Annotated in this window: 15 protein-coding genes; 10 read left to right on the top strand and 5 right to left on the bottom strand. The window is 57.3% G+C overall.

The features are described from left to right. The first annotated feature begins 258 nt into the window (after positions 1 to 258). Positions 259 to 1,818, top strand: a complete 1,560-nt coding sequence (locus ACA043_RS16330; protein ID WP_497657413.1) for a TerC family protein — start codon at positions 259 to 261, stop codon at positions 1,816 to 1,818. Between the two features lie 88 nt (positions 1,819 to 1,906). Here the strand turns inward: ACA043_RS16330 and ACA043_RS16325 are convergent, their stop codons facing one another. After that, complete coding sequence (locus ACA043_RS16325; protein ID WP_489879488.1) at positions 1,907 to 2,350, bottom strand: thioredoxin family protein; 444 nt, start codon at positions 2,348 to 2,350, stop codon at positions 1,907 to 1,909. Positions 2,351 to 2,698: 348 nt separating this feature from the next. Between ACA043_RS16325 and ACA043_RS16320 the strand changes: the two genes are divergently transcribed. The 8 genes from ACA043_RS16320 to ACA043_RS16285 all read left to right on the top strand — a co-directional run bounded on the left by ACA043_RS16320 (position 2,699) and on the right by ACA043_RS16285 (position 9,336). Continuing rightward, a complete protein-coding gene (locus tag ACA043_RS16320) occupies positions 2,699 to 3,547 on the top strand; it encodes a transporter substrate-binding protein (protein WP_497657412.1) in 849 nt (282 codons plus the stop codon). A gap of 52 nt (positions 3,548 to 3,599) precedes the next feature. Continuing rightward, a complete protein-coding gene (locus ACA043_RS16315; protein WP_003225455.1) occupies positions 3,600 to 4,262 on the top strand; it encodes an amino acid ABC transporter permease in 663 nt (220 codons plus the stop codon). 9 nt (positions 4,263 to 4,271) lie between these two features. After that, entirely contained in the window at positions 4,272 to 4,934 is a 663-nt protein-coding gene (locus ACA043_RS16310; protein ID WP_497657411.1) for an amino acid ABC transporter permease, read from the top strand. Next, entirely contained in the window at positions 4,931 to 5,728 is a 798-nt protein-coding gene (locus ACA043_RS16305) for an amino acid ABC transporter ATP-binding protein (protein WP_187679948.1), read from the top strand. Before ACA043_RS16310 ends, ACA043_RS16305 begins: the two co-directional genes overlap by 4 nt. A 31-nt stretch (positions 5,729 to 5,759) precedes the next feature. Further along, positions 5,760 to 6,149: a RidA family protein gene (locus ACA043_RS16300; protein ID WP_007912330.1), complete on the top strand. Its 390-nt coding sequence runs from the start codon at positions 5,760 to 5,762 to the stop codon at positions 6,147 to 6,149. A 147-nt stretch (positions 6,150 to 6,296) separates the two neighbouring features. Further along, positions 6,297 to 7,061 carry an IclR family transcriptional regulator gene (locus ACA043_RS16295; RefSeq protein WP_187679954.1) on the top strand — a complete coding sequence of 255 codons (765 nt, stop codon included), beginning with the start codon at positions 6,297 to 6,299 and terminating at the stop codon, positions 7,059 to 7,061. A gap of 42 nt (positions 7,062 to 7,103) precedes the next feature. Then, positions 7,104 to 8,318: an amino acid deaminase gene (locus ACA043_RS16290; protein ID WP_497614195.1), complete on the top strand. Its 1,215-nt coding sequence runs from the start codon at positions 7,104 to 7,106 to the stop codon at positions 8,316 to 8,318. Between the two features lie 85 nt (positions 8,319 to 8,403). Next, positions 8,404 to 9,336 (top strand): sugar kinase, encoded by a 933-nt coding sequence (locus tag ACA043_RS16285; RefSeq protein ID WP_497657410.1) that lies wholly within the window; start codon positions 8,404 to 8,406, stop codon positions 9,334 to 9,336. 75 nt (positions 9,337 to 9,411) lie between these two features. Here ACA043_RS16285 and ACA043_RS16280 read toward each other — a convergent pair whose 3' ends face one another. From ACA043_RS16280 to ACA043_RS16265, 4 genes are all read right to left on the bottom strand, one after another. Further along, entirely contained in the window at positions 9,412 to 10,236 is an 825-nt protein-coding gene (locus tag ACA043_RS16280) for a hypothetical protein (RefSeq protein WP_497657409.1), read from the bottom strand. A 2-nt stretch (positions 10,237 to 10,238) separates the two neighbouring features. Beyond that, entirely contained in the window at positions 10,239 to 11,903 is a 1,665-nt protein-coding gene (locus ACA043_RS16275; RefSeq protein ID WP_497657408.1) for an AAA family ATPase, read from the bottom strand. A 203-nt stretch (positions 11,904 to 12,106) separates the two neighbouring features. After that, positions 12,107 to 12,382 carry a peptidylprolyl isomerase gene (locus ACA043_RS16270; RefSeq protein WP_007912322.1) on the bottom strand — a complete coding sequence of 92 codons (276 nt, stop codon included), beginning with the start codon at positions 12,380 to 12,382 and terminating at the stop codon, positions 12,107 to 12,109. Positions 12,383 to 12,433: 51 nt separating this feature from the next. Further along, complete coding sequence (locus ACA043_RS16265; RefSeq protein WP_497657407.1) at positions 12,434 to 14,971, bottom strand: hybrid sensor histidine kinase/response regulator; 2,538 nt, start codon at positions 14,969 to 14,971, stop codon at positions 12,434 to 12,436. 130 nt (positions 14,972 to 15,101) lie between these two features. Here ACA043_RS16265 and ACA043_RS16260 point away from each other — a divergent pair, with 130 nt between their 5' ends. Beyond that, on the top strand, positions 15,102 to 16,214 hold the full coding sequence (locus ACA043_RS16260; RefSeq protein WP_489879495.1) for a PilT/PilU family type 4a pilus ATPase: 1,113 nt from the start codon (positions 15,102 to 15,104) through the stop codon (positions 16,212 to 16,214). Positions 16,215 to 16,247 lie beyond the last annotated feature (33 nt).

The following is a 16,247-nucleotide window of genomic DNA, read 5'->3' as shown; positions in this document are numbered from 1 at the left end:
TGAAATGATTTGAGACTGTAGGAAAAGTCACTTCAGCCTGTACGCTTCAAGGCCTTTTTTCATTCAGGATCTACATGAACACCCTCTCGGAGCCTCCCAGTTATCCATTCACCTCGCGCTATGGCGCGGTCTTGACGCACTCGCAGCATCCGGTTTTCCGACACCCGTCTATTGTTGATAACGCGGCCCCAGAGCCTTTGCGTTGCGCTTTGCCGTGTCCGGCAGCCTGAATTTACTGAAGAGAGATCGAGACGTTTTATGGAATGGTTAGCGGATCCCACGGCCTGGTTAGGCTTGTTGACATTGATCGTGCTGGAACTGGTGCTGGGTATCGACAACCTGGTGTTCATCGCAATCCTCGCGGACAAACTGCCGCCGCATCAGCGTGATCGCGCGCGCATCATCGGCCTGTCGCTGGCACTGATCATGCGCCTGGGCCTGCTGGCGAGTATTTCCTGGCTGGTCACCCTTACGCAGCCGCTGTTCGAGGTGTTTGACAAGAGCTTCTCCGGCCGTGACCTGATCATGCTGTTCGGTGGTGTGTTCCTGTTGTTCAAGGCCACCATGGAGTTGCACGAACGGCTGGAAGGCCATGTCGGCGAGCGCTCAAGCAACACCGCTTATGCGCTGTTCTGGCCGATCGTCGCGCAGATCGTCGTGCTCGACGCCGTGTTCTCGCTGGACGCAGTGATTACCGCTGTGGGCATGGTCGATGAATTGGCGGTGATGATGATCGCGGTGATCATCTCCATCGGCCTGATGATTGTCGCGAGCAAGCCGCTGACCCGCTTCGTCAACGCGCACCCGACCGTGATCATGCTGTGTCTGGGCTTCCTGATGATGATCGGTTTTGCCCTGACCGCCGAAGGCTTGGGCTTCCACATCCCGAAAGGCTATCTGTACGCGGCCATCGGCTTCTCTATCCTGATCGAGGTGTTCAACCAGATCGCCCGTGCCCGACGCAAACGCTCGATGCAGGGCCTGCGCCCGATGCGCGAACGCACGGCGCACGCGGTGCTGCGCTTGCTTGGCGGGCGCAAACTGGCGGTGGAGGAGGTTGGTGAAGAGCTTTCCGACCTGTTGGACGACGGTGATGCGCCAAGCACGGAGCTGTTCGACCGTCGTGAGCGGGTGATGATCAGTGGCGTGCTGCAATTGGCCGAGCGGCCGATCCGCAGCCTGATGACCGTGCGCGCCGACGTCGACACTATCGATCTGGCTGACGATGCCGAGGCGATCCGGACGAAGTTGATGCACTCGTCCTACTCGCGTCTGCCGCTGATTCGCGATGGTGTTGTGGATGAACCCTTAGGCTTCGTGCACAAGAAGGAATTGCTCAAGGAGTACCTGGCCGGCGCTGAGCCGAATCTGGAGCACTTGGCGCGCAAGACCATCAATCTGCTCGACAGCTACTCGATCCTCAACGCGCTGGAACAGATGCGCGCGGCGTCGACCCACATTGCCTTTGTAGTCAATGAATTCGGCGACTTTGTCGGCGTGTTGACCATGACCGACATTCTCGAATCGATTGCCGGCGAGTTGCCCGATGCCAGCGAAATCGAAGGCCCGGACGTAGTCGAGGAGCAGGGCGGCTTCATGGTCAGTGGCGCATTGAACCTGGCGCGTGTTCGCCAGCGTACCGGTTTTGGCGCCGAGCCGACCGAGGATTACCAGACCATGGCCGGATTGGTGATGAGCTTGCTGGATCGGTTGCCGATGATGGGTGATCGTCTGGAATATGCGGGCTGGCAGATGACCGTCAAGGCTGTGGAAGAGCGGCGGGTGACGCGGGTGTTGTTGGTGCGTGAGGCCGCGTAAACACGAATCTCCCTTGTAGGAGCTGCGGCACGCTGCGATCTTTTGATCTTAAAAAACAAAATCAAAAGATCGCAGCGTGCCGCAGCTCCTACAGGGATATCGCGTGGTGTCGAAGTGACTGCGCACGCGGGATGCTGCAATAGCTTCTCAAGGTGCGTCGAAGCCAACTCAAATCATGCCGCTGCTTACGCAGCACCATTGGTGCCTTGGTTTTGCCAATGTGCCGGGCGAAGTCAGCCGCCAACGTTTCTTCAGTGCCAATCCCCTTGAGTTTTTTCACCAGCCTGCCGTCCTGGTAGAACAGCACCGTCGGCGTGCCAGTCACCTGTGGATGGCGCGGCGATTCGCTGGTGTTAAGCATGTAGATATTGGCGCGATGCCGGTACGGCTCGGCAATCTGACGAAAAATCGGCCCGGCCCATTCGCAGGCAGGGCAGTGTTCGTTGGCGAAATACAGGATTACCGGCCGCCAGGTTTTCAGGGCTTTGCGGTAGGTGTCGGGCAGGTCTGGACGCTGTGTTACAGGGCGCATATCAACCTCGTTGCACTGGTGATGTCGGCTGGGTTGACGGTAATACTCCGCAAGGCGTTGATCTACTGTCAAAGTTGACAGGTGACAGCGCAAACCCGGTGTGCACTTTCAATAATGTTGCACCGAGATGTGGCCCCGCTACCCGCAATGTGTGGCCTGCGGTAGCGCACGGTGGAGGCACCTCGCTAGACACCTTCTTGTGCGACTCTTGTATCCCTTTGATTCCCCGAACATTTCAATCGGTTGCAGATTCCTCGCGTTTCCTGTGGCACACTTTCTGCTGTCTATTCCGTAGTAACAAACCGAGTTCCGGTATAGCGGAATAAACAACATCCTGGAGTGCTTGCCATGCATCGCCGACCTTCTTTGTTCAAAGCGTGTGTTTTTGTTCTTGCGGCTTCGTCCGCTGCCATGGGTATGGCCCAGGCAGCCGACAGCAAGCTCGACAGTGTTCTGGCCCGTGGGAAACTGATTGTGGGTACTGGCAGCACCAATGCGCCGTGGCACTTCCAAGGCGCGGATGGCAAGTTGCAGGGGTTTGATATCGACATCGCCAGGATGGTGGCCAAAGGTCTGTTCAACGATCCGAGCAAAGTCGAGTTCGTCGTTCAGTCGTCCGATGCACGGATTCCCAATCTGCTCACCGACAAGGTCGACATGAGCTGCCAGTTCATCACTGTGACCGCCAGCCGCGCTCAGCAAGTCGCCTTCACCCTGCCGTATTACCGCGAAGGCGTCGGCCTGTTGCTGCCGAACAACAGCAAGTACAAGGAAATCGAAGACCTGCAGGCTGCCGGCGACAGCGTCATTGTGGCCGTGCTGCAAAACGTCTATGCCGAGGAACTGGTGCACCAGGCCCTGCCCAAGGCCAAGGTCGATCAGTACGACAGCGTCGATCTGATGTATCAGGCGGTGAACTCCGGCCGCGCCGATGCCGCCGCCACCGATCAGTCCTCGGTCAAATACCTGATGGTGCAGAACCCTGGCCGCTACCGCAGCCCGGCCTACGCCTGGAGCCCACAGACCTACGCTTGCGCGGTTAAACGCGGCGATCAGGACTGGCTGAACTTCGTCAACACCGCGCTGCATGAAGCCATGACCGGCGTTGAATTCCCGACTTACGCGGCGTCGTTCAAGCAGTGGTTTGGTGTGGCTCTGCCGTCCCCAGCCATCGGTTTCCCTGTCGAATTCAAATGATCCCGTGAGAGTGGGGCGCCGATAACGCGCCCCGCTCAAGGTACTGCTGACCATGAACTATCAGTTGAACTTTGCCGCCGTGTGGCGCGATTTCGACACCTTGCTGGCGGGGCTCGGTCTGGGCCTCGAACTGGCGCTGGTGTCGATCGCCATCGGTTGCGTGATCGGCCTGCTGATGGCGTTTGCCTTGCTGTCAAAGCATCGCGCCTTGCGGGTGTTGGCTTCGGTGTACGTCACGGTGGTCCGTAACACGCCGATTCTGGTGTTGATTCTGTTGATCTATTTTGCCTTGCCGAGCCTGGGCATCCGCCTGGACAAGATCCCGTCGTTCATCATCACCCTGTCGCTGTATGCCGGGGCGTACCTGACCGAAGTGTTCCGAGGTGGTTTGCTCAGCATCCCGAAAGGTCAGCGCGAAGCCGGGCTGGCGATCGGTCTGGGCGAGTGGCAAGTGAAAGCCTACGTCACCGTGCCGGTGATGCTGCGCAACGTACTGCCGGCGCTGTCGAACAACTTCATTTCGCTGTTCAAGGACACCTCGCTGGCCGCCGCGATTGCGGTGCCGGAGCTGACCTATTACGCGCGCAAGATCAACGTCGAAAGCTACCGGGTGATCGAAACCTGGCTGGTGACCACGGCGCTGTATGTCGCGGCCTGTTACCTCATTGCCATGCTGCTGCGGTATCTCGAGCAGCGTCTGGCGATCCGCCGATAGGAGGCTGCGATGTACGAATCCCCCAGTTGGTTGCATGAATTGTGGGTGGCGCGCGAGCCACTCTGGCAAGGCTTCCTGACCAGTGTGCAGGCCTCGGCGCTGGCGATTCTGTTCGGCACGATTCTCGGTGTGTTTGCCGGTCTGGTGCTGACCTACGGCAAGTTCTGGATGCGCGCACCGTTCCGCTTTTACGTCGACTTTATTCGCGGCACCCCGGTGTTTGTGCTGGTCCTGGCCTGCTTCTACATGGCGCCGGCGCTCGGCTGGCAGATCAGCGCGTTTCAGGCCGGCGCGTTGGGGCTGACGCTGTTCTGTGGCTCTCACGTCGCCGAGATCGTGCGTGGTGCGTTGCAGGCGTTGCCCCGAGGGCAGATGGAAGCCAGCAAGGCCATCGGCCTGACGTTTTACCAATCCCTTGGCTATGTGCTGTTGCCCCAGGCACTGCGGCAGATCCTGCCGACCTGGGTCAACTCGTCCACCGAAATCGTCAAGGCATCGACCTTGCTTTCGGTGATCGGCGTCGCCGAATTGCTGCTCAGCACTCAACAGATCATCGCCCGGAACTTCATGACCCTGGAGTTCTATCTGTTCGCCGGTTTTCTGTTCTTCGTCATCAACTTCGGCATCGAATTACTCGGCCGGCACATTGAAAAGCGGGTGGCCTTGCCATGACTGAAGCTCAAGTTTCCAACGTTCAAAACGGCCAGCCACTGCTGGACATCCGTGGCCTGCACAAACAGTACGGCACGGTGGAGGTGCTTAAAGGCGTCGACCTGAGCATGCAACGCGGCAACGTCGTCACGCTGATCGGCTCCAGCGGTTCCGGCAAGACCACGCTGCTGCGCTGCGTGAACATGCTCGAAGAGTTCCAGGGCGGGCAGATCCTGCTTGAGGGCGAATCGATCGGCTATGACGAGGTCAACGGCAAACGCGTGCGCCATGGTGAAAAAGTCATCGCTCGCCATCGCGCCATGACCGGCATGGCGTTCCAGCAGTTCAATCTGTTCCCGCATCTGAGCGCATTGCAGAACGTCACCCTGGGACTGCTCAAGGTGAAAAAGATGCACAAGGATGAAGCCGTGGTGCTGGCCGAGAAATGGCTGGAGCGGGTCGGCCTGCTGGAACGGCGCAATCACTTTCCCGGTCAGTTGTCCGGCGGTCAGCAACAGCGCGTGGCCATCGCCCGGGCGATTGCGATGAACCCGAGCCTGATGCTGTTCGACGAAGTCACTTCAGCCCTCGACCCGGAGTTGGTCGGCGAAGTGCTCAACGTGATCAAGGGCCTGGCCGAAGACGGCATGACCATGTTGCTGGTGACCCACGAGATGCGTTTCGCCTTCGAGGTCTCGGACAAAATCGTTTTCATGAACCAAGGGCGGATCGAAGAGCAGGGGCCTCCCAAGGAGCTGTTCGAACGCCCGCAATCACCGCGTCTGGCTGAGTTTCTGAAAAGCACGCGGTTCTGAATTTTCACTTTTGTAATCAGGAGAAACACCCATGAGCATTACGCGTTACGGTACCGGCAGCACCGCCGCTGGTGGTCAGCCTCGTCCATTCGCCCGCGCCGTTGAAGCGGATGGCTGGCTGCACGTGTCCGGCCAGGTGCCGGCAGTGGATGGAGAGATTATTGTTGGCGGCATCGTCGAGCAGACGCACCAGACCATGAAGAACCTGATCGCGATTCTCGAAGAGGCCGGTTATGGCCTGGAAGATGTGGTGCGTGCCGGCGTGTGGCTGGACGATCCGCGTGATTTCAGCAGTTTCAACAAAGTCTTCGGCGAGTACTTCAAACCGGAACACGCTCCGGCGCGGGCGTGTGTGCAAGCGAGCATGATGGTGGATTGCAAGGTCGAGATTGATTGCATTGCTTACAAGAAGAAGGCCTGAAATCTGTGCTGACTTCTTCGCGAGCAGGCTCGCTCCCACATTTGAAATGCAATCCCCTGTGGGAGCGAGCCTGCTCGCGAAAGCGGCCTACCAAGCGATGCAATACTCTCGGTAAACTCCCGGCGACTTTGAATGGGAACCACTGAAATGACCGAAGACACCATCAAACGCAGGGCCCGAGGTCTGGACCGGGCGTTCGATATCCTCGATTTCCTCAAGGAAGTCGGCCAGCCGCTGCGTCCGAATGACATCGCCAACGGCATCGGCAGCCCGAAATCCACGGTCTATGAACTGGTCGCCTCGTTGCTGGAGCGGCGAATCCTGGAACCGGTGGGCAAGGACGGTCACGTCTATCTCGGCCGGCAGCTGTACTTCCTCGGTCAGGCGCATTTGCGCCATTTTGACCTCAGCCGCGAAGCCGATCACGCCTTGCAGGAGATCGTCAGCCAGACTCGCGAAACCGCGCAAATGTGCCTGCTCAACGGGCGCAAATACACCGTGGCGCTGATGAAGGAGGGCGAGCGGCACTTCCGCATTTCCTCTGATATCGGCGAGAACGCGCCGATCCCATGGACCGCGTCCGGGCGCTTGCTGCTCGCGCACCTGAGCGATCAGCAAATCATCGACCTGATCGACGAAGACGACTACATCCTGCCCGACGGTGAACGCCTGCCGCTGGAGCGGTTTTTGGCAGAAATCCGTCAGGCCGGTATCGATGGATTTTTCTCCTTCGACAGTGTTGCCGACACCTTCACCCATTGCTTCGCGGCACCGGTCAAAGACCCTTCCGGCGTTGCAATCTGCACCCTGTGCATCGTCGCCCCACGGGCCGACGCGAAGAACAATTACAACGACTATCGCCGGGTTCTGATCGAGAGTGCCAACAGCCTCGCCCGTCGAATCAACGAATAACCGCGGCTGTCTGCGCCGCGAATGAATGCGAGGAGTTTGACCATGACGACTGCCATCAATACTGCTGTGGAAAAGGGCGATGCCGCCATCGGCGCGCACCTGGTACGAGACGTCAGCCTGCCGGCGCTGGTGCTGCACCGCGGGGCGCTGGAGCACAACATTCGCTGGATGCAGAAGTTCGTCAGTGACAGCGGCGCCGAACTCGCGCCTCACGGCAAGACCAGCATGACCCCGGCCCTGTTCAAACGTCAGCTTGACGCGGGCGCCTGGGGCATCACCCTCGCCAGCGCTACCCAGACCCGCGCGGCATATGCCCACGGCGTGCGCCGGGTGTTGATGGCCAACCAATTGGTCGGCACGCCGAACATGGCGCTGATTGCCGATCTGCTGGTCGATCCGTCGTTCGATTTCCATTGCATGGTCGATCATCCGGACAACGTTGCCGACCTCGGCGCCTACTTTGCTTCGCGCGGGGTGAAGCTCAACGTGATGATCGAGTACGGCGTGGTCGGTGGTCGTTGCGGGTGCCGCAGCGAGCAGGAAGTCATTGAGCTGGCCAAAGCGATTAACGCGCAACCTTCGTTGGCGCTTACCGGTATCGAAGGTTACGAAGGCGTGATTCACGGTGATCACGCGGTCAGCGGTATTCGCGCGTTCGCCGCGTCGCTGGTGCGTCTGGCGGTGCAATTGCAGAACAGCGGGGCGTTTGCCATTCCCAAGCCGATCATCACCGCTTCGGGATCGGCGTGGTATGACCTGATCGCCGAATCGTTCGAAGCGCAGAACGCTGGAGGCCGCTTCCTCAGTGTGTTGCGTCCGGGCAGCTACGTGGCACACGACCATGGCATCTACAAAGAAGCGCAGTGCTGCGTGCTCGATCGTCGTAGCGATTTGCATGAAGGCCTGCGGCCGGCGCTGGAAGTCTGGGCGCACGTACAGTCGATGCCGGAACCGGGGTTTGCGGTGATTGCCCTGGGCAAGCGTGATGTGGCGTTCGATGCCGGGCTGCCGGTGCCGCTGCTGCGTTACAAGGCAGGCGTGTTGCCGGCGGAGGGCGATGATGTCAGTGCATGCAAGGTGACAGCGGTGATGGATCAGCACGCGTTCATGACCGTGGCGCCGGGCGTTGAACTGCGCGTCGGCGACATCGTTTCCTTTGGTACTTCGCACCCGTGCCTGACCTTTGATAAGTGGCGCGTGGGGTTGCTGGTGGATGAGCAGTTGTCGGTGATCGAGAGCATGGAAACCTGTTTCTAAGACTCGAAACCGAGTAGTGATCATCGCTGGCTTGCCAGCGATGAGGCCAGACCAGACACCCGCGAATCAGCAGAGACACCACACAATGACCACCCTCAGCCCCTTGGGCCCCAACGCCCCGCGCATCGCCCTGATAGGCGAATGCATGATCGAACTCCAGCAACGCGCCGATGGCAGCCTGCAGCAGAGCTTTGGCGGCGACACGCTCAACACTGCCGTTTACCTGTCTCGCGCCTTGGGCGACAAGGCTCAGGTCGATTACGTCACGGCGCTGGGCGATGACAGTTTCAGCGACGCCATGTGCCAGATCTGGACCAGCGAAGGTATTGGCCTTGACCTGGTGCAGCGCCTGCCCGGTCGCTTGCCGGGCTTGTATTGCATCCAGACTGACGCCAACGGCGAACGGCGCTTTCTCTACTGGCGCAACGAAGCGGCTGTGCGCGATTGCTTCACCACCCCGGCCGCCGAGCCGATTCTGGCCGCGTTGCCGGATTACGACGTGCTGTACTTCAGCGGCATCACCCTGGCCGTGCTCGGTGCGCAGGGCCGCGAAAGATTGATTCAGGTGTTGATCGAAGCGCGTCAGCGGGATGCACGGATTGTCTTCGACAATAACTACCGACCACGTTTGTGGGCGTCACTGGCAGACGCGCGGGCGGCCTATCGCAGCGTGTTGCCGCACATCGATCTGGCGTTGCTGACGGTGGATGACGAGCAGGCGCTGTTTGGTTTTGCCGATTGCGATGCGGTGTTTGACGCTTACGCGCAGATCGGCACGCCGGAAGTGGTGCTCAAGCGCGGCGCCGAGGCATGCCTGATTCGCTGTGACGGTGAAGCGTTTGAAGTGCCGGCGCAGAAGGTCGAGAAGGTCGTGGACACCACGGCGGCGGGGGATTCTTTCAGTGCGGCGTATCTGGCCAGTCGTCTGACTGGCGGCAGCCCGGCTGAGGCGGCCGACGCGGGGCATAGGTTGGCAAGCCGGGTGATTCAAGTGCCGGGTGCGTTGATTCCGAAGTAAACGGTGAATGGCCGCTTGCTGTGCATTCCATTCCGCGAATGCACAGCGCATTAAACACTGCTGAGGGTGTGTTGTTTATCTTGTCTTTAACACAGAGATCTTGGGACTTGTGAGCACGGCCAGCCTTTCAGAATGGTTGATTTCCAACAAGCCTCTAAGAAACGCACCTCGCCAGCAACGCGCTCCACCAGACTTTATCAAGACTCGCAACTCTGTGCTGATCAGTTTTTCAAGGGCCACGTCGGTGCTTTTTTCCTCGGCTCTGATCGCTAATTCACTTCGATAGTTTAGAGTGACAAACCGATACGCTTTATCCAGAACATTCATTTTTATATGAAGTTTGATTCTGTTGTTTTCTGCTGCCGAAAATACGATTTCATTATAGCCCAAGTGAAATTTTATGGATCGGCCTACTATTTGGAATCGCGTAACAAGCTCAAGGCGACAGAGAATAGATTCATCAAAAATGGGGTGAATAAATTTCTCGGCAACAGTGTAAATGTGACGATTTCCTCGCTTGCTATTACAGTCAACGCAGGAGGGTACAAGGTTCAGGCTGAAGATCGAAAACTCAGGGAACGGTGTCTTTGGCAAATAGTGCTCTACCGTTCCCAGTGCGGTATTACCACACATCGGACATGAACTGGCAACGTGGGCCTTTATTTTGTCTATCCAGTGCAATCCATACATTTTCGCCGCGTTCTCGTACACCGAGTGTAGACAGGAAGTCTCACTCTTGCTCAAACCCAACGGGCTCATGTACGGGCTACCTCTAGTGCGTTTGTACTCGCCGTAGGCGCTGGATATTTTATGGTAGGCACTCGTCAAGGCCCCATAGCTTTCACTTACCTGAGACAGGCTCCAGTCATCCTTGGCTGTATATTGTTTATAGCTGTTCATGTCTAATCGTGCCTGCCGGCGTTCTCCATACGATCATTTATCTCAATCAGCATATTTAAGTTGAAAATGTCGCTATAGCTTTCGATAATTTGTTCGAACGTTAGATCCGAATTTGCCAGTTGCTGAGTTATTTTTCTGTGGTAGGCGTTGGCTGTGCTGTCACCGAACACGGTTGTGGATATTTCGGAAATGCTGGCACCTAGGGTATTCAGGTACGGTGATCTGCTTACAACAACGTCATTTTCTCGCTGGAGTACATGAACGCAATGTTTGGGAAGCTCTCTCACTACGTAGGCGGAGTGGGTTGCTATTACTGCTACTGAGCCTGTGGCAGTGAGTATGTTGTACAGCAGCATCATATAGTCGCTGACAAGATTGGGATGCAGATAGGTTTCAGGCTCATCTATGATTAATAAGGAGCCATAGCCGGCATGAGTCAAAAAGTGCAGAGCGAATCGAAACATTGCTCTCTGGCCACTACTGAGGGCTATGGGAAGAGTGCGCGCTGATGAAAAAATTGCAGGTGGCCGGTTTGAATCTACGGTGCCGTAGATGTCCAGACTGTTTTGCTCTCCGCTGATCGTGCTGATATAGCACCACCGGTCCCCGAGTTCATCGACAAAATAATGTTCTTGGGGGCATTCTCTTGTAACTGGAATAGCTAGACAGTCCATTGGAATCAGATTTTCCAGGCTAGTGCTGAGAATCTCCCACGCACGCTGAGAAAATTCGGTGCTCGCGTCCCTCAAAATATTCAATAGCAAATGTGACAGGCTTTCACCGTAAGCACTCGACGAGTTTTGATCTGCCGAGTTGAAAATATGGTATTCGAAAGAAGAAGGCTCGCCAGGTAACGGCAATGTCGTCGACATGTCCGAACAATAAGCGATGACCCGATTGAAATAAAAACCTTCGGGAAGATCAATGCGCCGGTCTGCGCGCTCTATCGGGCTTTTTGATGGGTAAAGTATTCGAGGTTTTGGCAAGTTTTTGTTCATCTCGCCGCAGCGTTGTGCAATCGATCCGATCATTCCAGAGAGTACTTGGGTTTTTCCGACGCCGTTAACGCCAATCAGGCAGTGGATCCTATCTTGAAAGAAGATGTGATTTTTATATTCGAAAGTTAATCGCAGAAACTCATTTGTTCCGGGTAAGAGCATGGAAAAGGAGAAGTCGATACGGGCATCTCCGCAAGTTTCTGCAATATAAGAGTTTTCATACCCGCGGGTGAGAGATAGATAGGCGCTTGTGGCTCTAAGGATGCCTTGGCGAAATGGTTCAAGGGCAGCAATATAATGTAGTTGTGTCTGGGTAATCAGTTTTAGGTGTTTTGCGGCTGAAAGCTCATTCAATGCTTTCAAAAGTTCGATGTAGTCAGATTCATCAAGGCGTGAAGCTAGTTCTTTATACGTAGCAGGCTTGCGGAGCAGACTTAAGTAATTAGTGATTTCTCCTTGCGGGACTTGTGATAGTTCATTAAAAATATTTCTTTGCTCGTCGCTCGGAAGCAGATACAGATCAAAATCGATTGACTCAGATTTGTACTGAATGTTCGCTACGGCGTGATAATTAAACCAAAAATCATTCCAGGTAGGGTTGCGTACCGTGATTATTAAAGTCTTTCTAAAATTTGATAAGTGCTTAGGCAGGGTGATCGTCCATTGCATACCAAAACTCCTTGATGTAGTGGCTGCATGCTATCACTGGGCGATTTTCGGGTCATTGCTTTTTAAGGTATAGGCGCCAGCGCCGTTTGACTGAGGTCAAGTAAGGGTAATGACGCGTCCCTTGGTGGCGGGGCGAGGTGCAGGGGCCGGTAGCGCTCGTAACAGCAACACAAGTGTCGCCCCGATTTTACGTCGAGCACGTGTTAATCGCGGTAAAACACTTGCACCAGGTGATAACCAAACTTGCTCTTGATCGGTCCATGCACCGTACGCAGCGGCTTCTTGAAAATCACCGCATCAATCGCCCCCACCATCTGCCCCGGTCGCACTTCACCCAGATCACCGCCGCGTTTGCCGGACGGGCAGGTGGAAAATTTCTTGGCCAACACATCAAACGCTTCGCCCTTGGCGATACGTTGTTTAAGCTGTTCGGCCTCTTCGGCGGTTTTCACCAGAATGTGGCGGGCTTGGGCTTTCATCTTGCGATACCTGATAACGGGGTGAAGGCGGGGCGCGGATTATGCCTCAACTCAAGAGGTTTGGCTGATCATCGCGCGGATCTTGCTGGCCAATAGCTCGATGGAAAACGGTTTCGCCACCATGTCCATGCCGTCCTCGAGAAAGCCCTGGCGTTCGGCGGCTTTCTGCGCATAACCGGTCATGAACAATACTTTGAGGCCCGGGCGATGCTGACGAGCGATTTCCGCGAGTTGGCGACCATTCATGCCCGGCAGGCCGACGTCGGTAACCAGCAGGTCCACCCGTAGATCGGATTCGAGCAACGGCAGGGCCACCCGGGCGTCCTCGGCTTCGTGCGCCTGATAGCCCAACTCCTTGAGCAGATCGAGCACCAGCATGCGCACCGCCGGGTCGTCTTCGACCACCACCACGGATTCACCGGTGGCCGTGGCCGGTTGCGGCTCGGTGGGCTCGACTGGCAGACGTTCCGCTTCCAGGCCAACCATTCGCGGCAAGTACAGACGCACGCAGGTGCCTTGGCCGGGCAAGCTGTCGAGGCTGACATGCCCACCCGATTGCTGGGCAAAACCGTAAATCATCGACAGGCCGAGCCCGGTGCCCTGGCCGATCGGTTTGGTGGTGAAGAAGGGATCGAACGCCTTGGCCCTCACCGATGGCGTCATTCCCGTGCCGTTATCGCTGACCGCCAGCATCAGGTAATCGCCGGCCTTGACCGGTTCGAGGGTGGTGATGTCGCTGCCGTCGAGGAAGACGTTTGCCGTTTCGATCAGCAAGTCACCGCCCTCAGGCATGGCATCGCGGGCGTTGATCACCAGATTCAACAGGGCGTTTTCCAATTGACTGATGTCAGTGCTGACCGGCCACAAGTCGTCGGCCAACTTTAACTTGAGTTCGATTGGATCGCCCTTGGTGCGGCGGATCAGGTCTTCCAGCGAGTGAATGAGTTCGTTGACGTTCAGTTGCTTGCGATCCAGCGATTGCCGCCGCGAGAACGCCAGCAACCGGTGAGTCAAGGCGGCCGCACGGTTCGCCGAGGCGACGGCGGCTTCGGTAAAGCGGCCGATCTCGCTGGCGCGACCGTTGGCGATGTAGCGCTGCATCAGGTCGAGGCTGCCGATGATCCCGGTGAGCATGTTGTTGAAGTCGTGGGCAATGCCGCCGGTAAGCTGTCCGACCGCCTCCATCTTCTGCGCATGGCGCAACGCATCTTCAGCGCGCTCGCGTTCGAACATCTCGTTCTGCAAACGCTGATTGGCCTGGGCCAATTGCTCGGTGCGGGCGCTGACACGCTCTTCAAGGGTTTCATTGAGGTTACGCAGGGCTTCTTCGGTTTTCTTGCGCTCGGATTCGTCGATCACAAAGATGTAGAAACCGTTGACCGAACCGTCCGCACCGTGGCGCGGCAGGTAATTCATCAGGGCATGGCGGCTGCTGCCGTCGCGGTGGGGCGTGTACAGGCTGAACGAACAGGATCGACCGGCGAGTGCTTCGGCGATATACGGCGCGCGCAGGAAATACGCTTCCTCTCCGATCACTTCTCGAATGGTTCGGCCGCACAGCTCTTGGGGTGTGAGGCCGTACCAGTCCAGATAAGCCGCATTATTGAGGCGAAAGCGTTCTTCGTGGTCGACATAACTGATCAGGATCGGCATGGCGTTGATGATCAGCTGCAGTTCTGTCTGACTCTGGCGCAACGCTTGTTCGGTGTGTTTGCGCTCGGTCAAGTCCAGCGCCGCACCGAGAAAACGCACCGGCCGGCCATGGTGATCCTTGTAGCAGCGGCCGCGGGCAAACACCCAGCGCTGCTCACCGTCGGGCAGCAACAAGCGGTATTCCTCGGCATATTCGGTGCCGTGGGTGATGCAATGTTTGATGCTGCGAGCCACCAGCGCACGGTCTTCAGGATGGACACCGTGCAGGTAATCACTGATGGGCAATTGCGCGGCGCGAGACGGATCAATGCCGTGCAATTGGGCGAAGTGGGCGTCGGCAATGAAGCGGTCTTCGCCGATATCCCAGTCCCAGGTACCGACCGCATCTGTCGCGGCGAGGGCCAGTTGCAAGCGCTCTTCTGTTTCGCGCTGAGCCTTGAGGCTGTCGTCGGAGCGCTGCTGCAACTCCAGGGCGATACGTCGGCGCTCATTGGTTTCGATCGCCGTAACCAGAATACCGGCGACCTGCGCGTTTTCATCGCGGATCGGGCTGTAGGTCAGATCCAGCCAGAAGTCGGTATCTTTACCGTCGCGCTGCAGGGTGAAGCGTCGTTCACTGTAGGTGCGTACCTGGCCTTGCAGGACGGCGCTGTAAATCGGGTCAGTGAAGTCTCGAAGTTCCGGCCATATAAGGTGCGCAGGCTGTCCGAAAGCGTGGGGATGTTTGTTGCCGGCGAGCAGGGCGAAGCCGTTGTTATAAATTTGCGTGAGTTGCGGCCCCCACAACAACAGCATCGGCATCGGCGAGTGAATCACGATATCCACCGCGGTACGCAGGCTCTGCGGCCAGGTTCCTGCCGCGCCCAGTGGACTGCGGCTCCAGTCGGTGCGGGCGATCAGTGCCTGCGCGTCGTCGTTGGTCGGTGCAGCGTTCATCACATCAATCCTGAGCGTCGGTCGGTGAGACGGCGTCTATCATTGTTGCAGGCTATAGACGCTGTATGGCTCGTCGCGTCACGACGGCGGCCAATTCTGCTCATTGAATGCTTCGCGGGTGCTTTTTGCCATGGAAATCGATGCACTGTTATCTCGTTTGTCCAACTTACAGGGTTCTGACCTGTTCCTGTCTACCGCCGCGCCGCCCAGTGTAAGAGTAGACGGTGTACTGACGGCATTAAGCGACGAACCCTTCAAATCCGGTGAAATTGCCGCCATGGCGACCTCACTGATGGACGCCGAGCAGCGCCGAGAGTTCGACCGGGATCTGGAAATGAATCTGGCGATCTCCCGAGCCGGGATTGGCCGCTTTCGGGTCAATATCTTCAAGCAACGCAACGATGTGTCGATCGTCATTCGCAATGTAAAACTCGACATTCCGCGTTTCGAAGACTTGAAACTGCCGCCGGTACTCCTCGAAACGGTGATGCTCAAACAAGGCTTGATCCTGTTTGTCGGCGCCACCGACTCGGGCAAGTCGACCTCGCTGGCAGCCTTGATTGATCACCGCAACCGCCACAGCACCGGGCACATCATCACCATCGAAGACCCGATCGAGTACATCCATCGGCACAGGCTGTCGATCATCAATCAGCGTGAAGTCGGCGTCGACACCCGCAGCTTTCATGCAGCGCTGAAAAACACCCTGCGCCAGGCGCCGGACGTCGTGCTGATCGGAGAAATCCGTGACCGCGAAACCATGGAACACGCCTTGGCATTTGCCGAAACCGGGCATCTGGTGCTTTCCACGTTGCACGCCAACAACGCCAATCAGGCGCTGGATCGGATTATCAACATGTTTGCCGAAGAGCGACGCCCGCAGCTGTTGCATGCGTTGGGTAACCACCTTAAAGCGTTTGTATCGCAACGACTGGTACGCACCCTGGACGGGCAGCGCAGAGCGGCGGTCGAGGTGATGCTGGGTACGCCGACGGTCGCGGATCTGATTCGCCGTAACGAGTTGGGGGAACTGAAGGCGATCATGGAAAAGTCTGCCGAGCTTGGGATGCAGACCTTTGATGCGGCGCTGTTTGCGTTGGTCGTGGAAGGTGTCATCAGCGAGGAGGAGGCGCTCAACCATGCGGACTCAGTGAACAACCTGCGTCTGCGCCTGAAACTGCATGATGATAGGGTGCCCGGGCTGCCGCCAGCCGCTTCGGGGGAGTGGGGGTTGGTGGATTAGACAGCATCAAAAGATCACAGCCTGCGCCGGGCG

The organism is Pseudomonas sp. LBUM1648 (assembly GCF_059716145.1).
The sequence above is the reverse complement of the archived record's forward strand: the minus strand, read 5'-3'. Positions and strand labels throughout refer to the sequence as shown.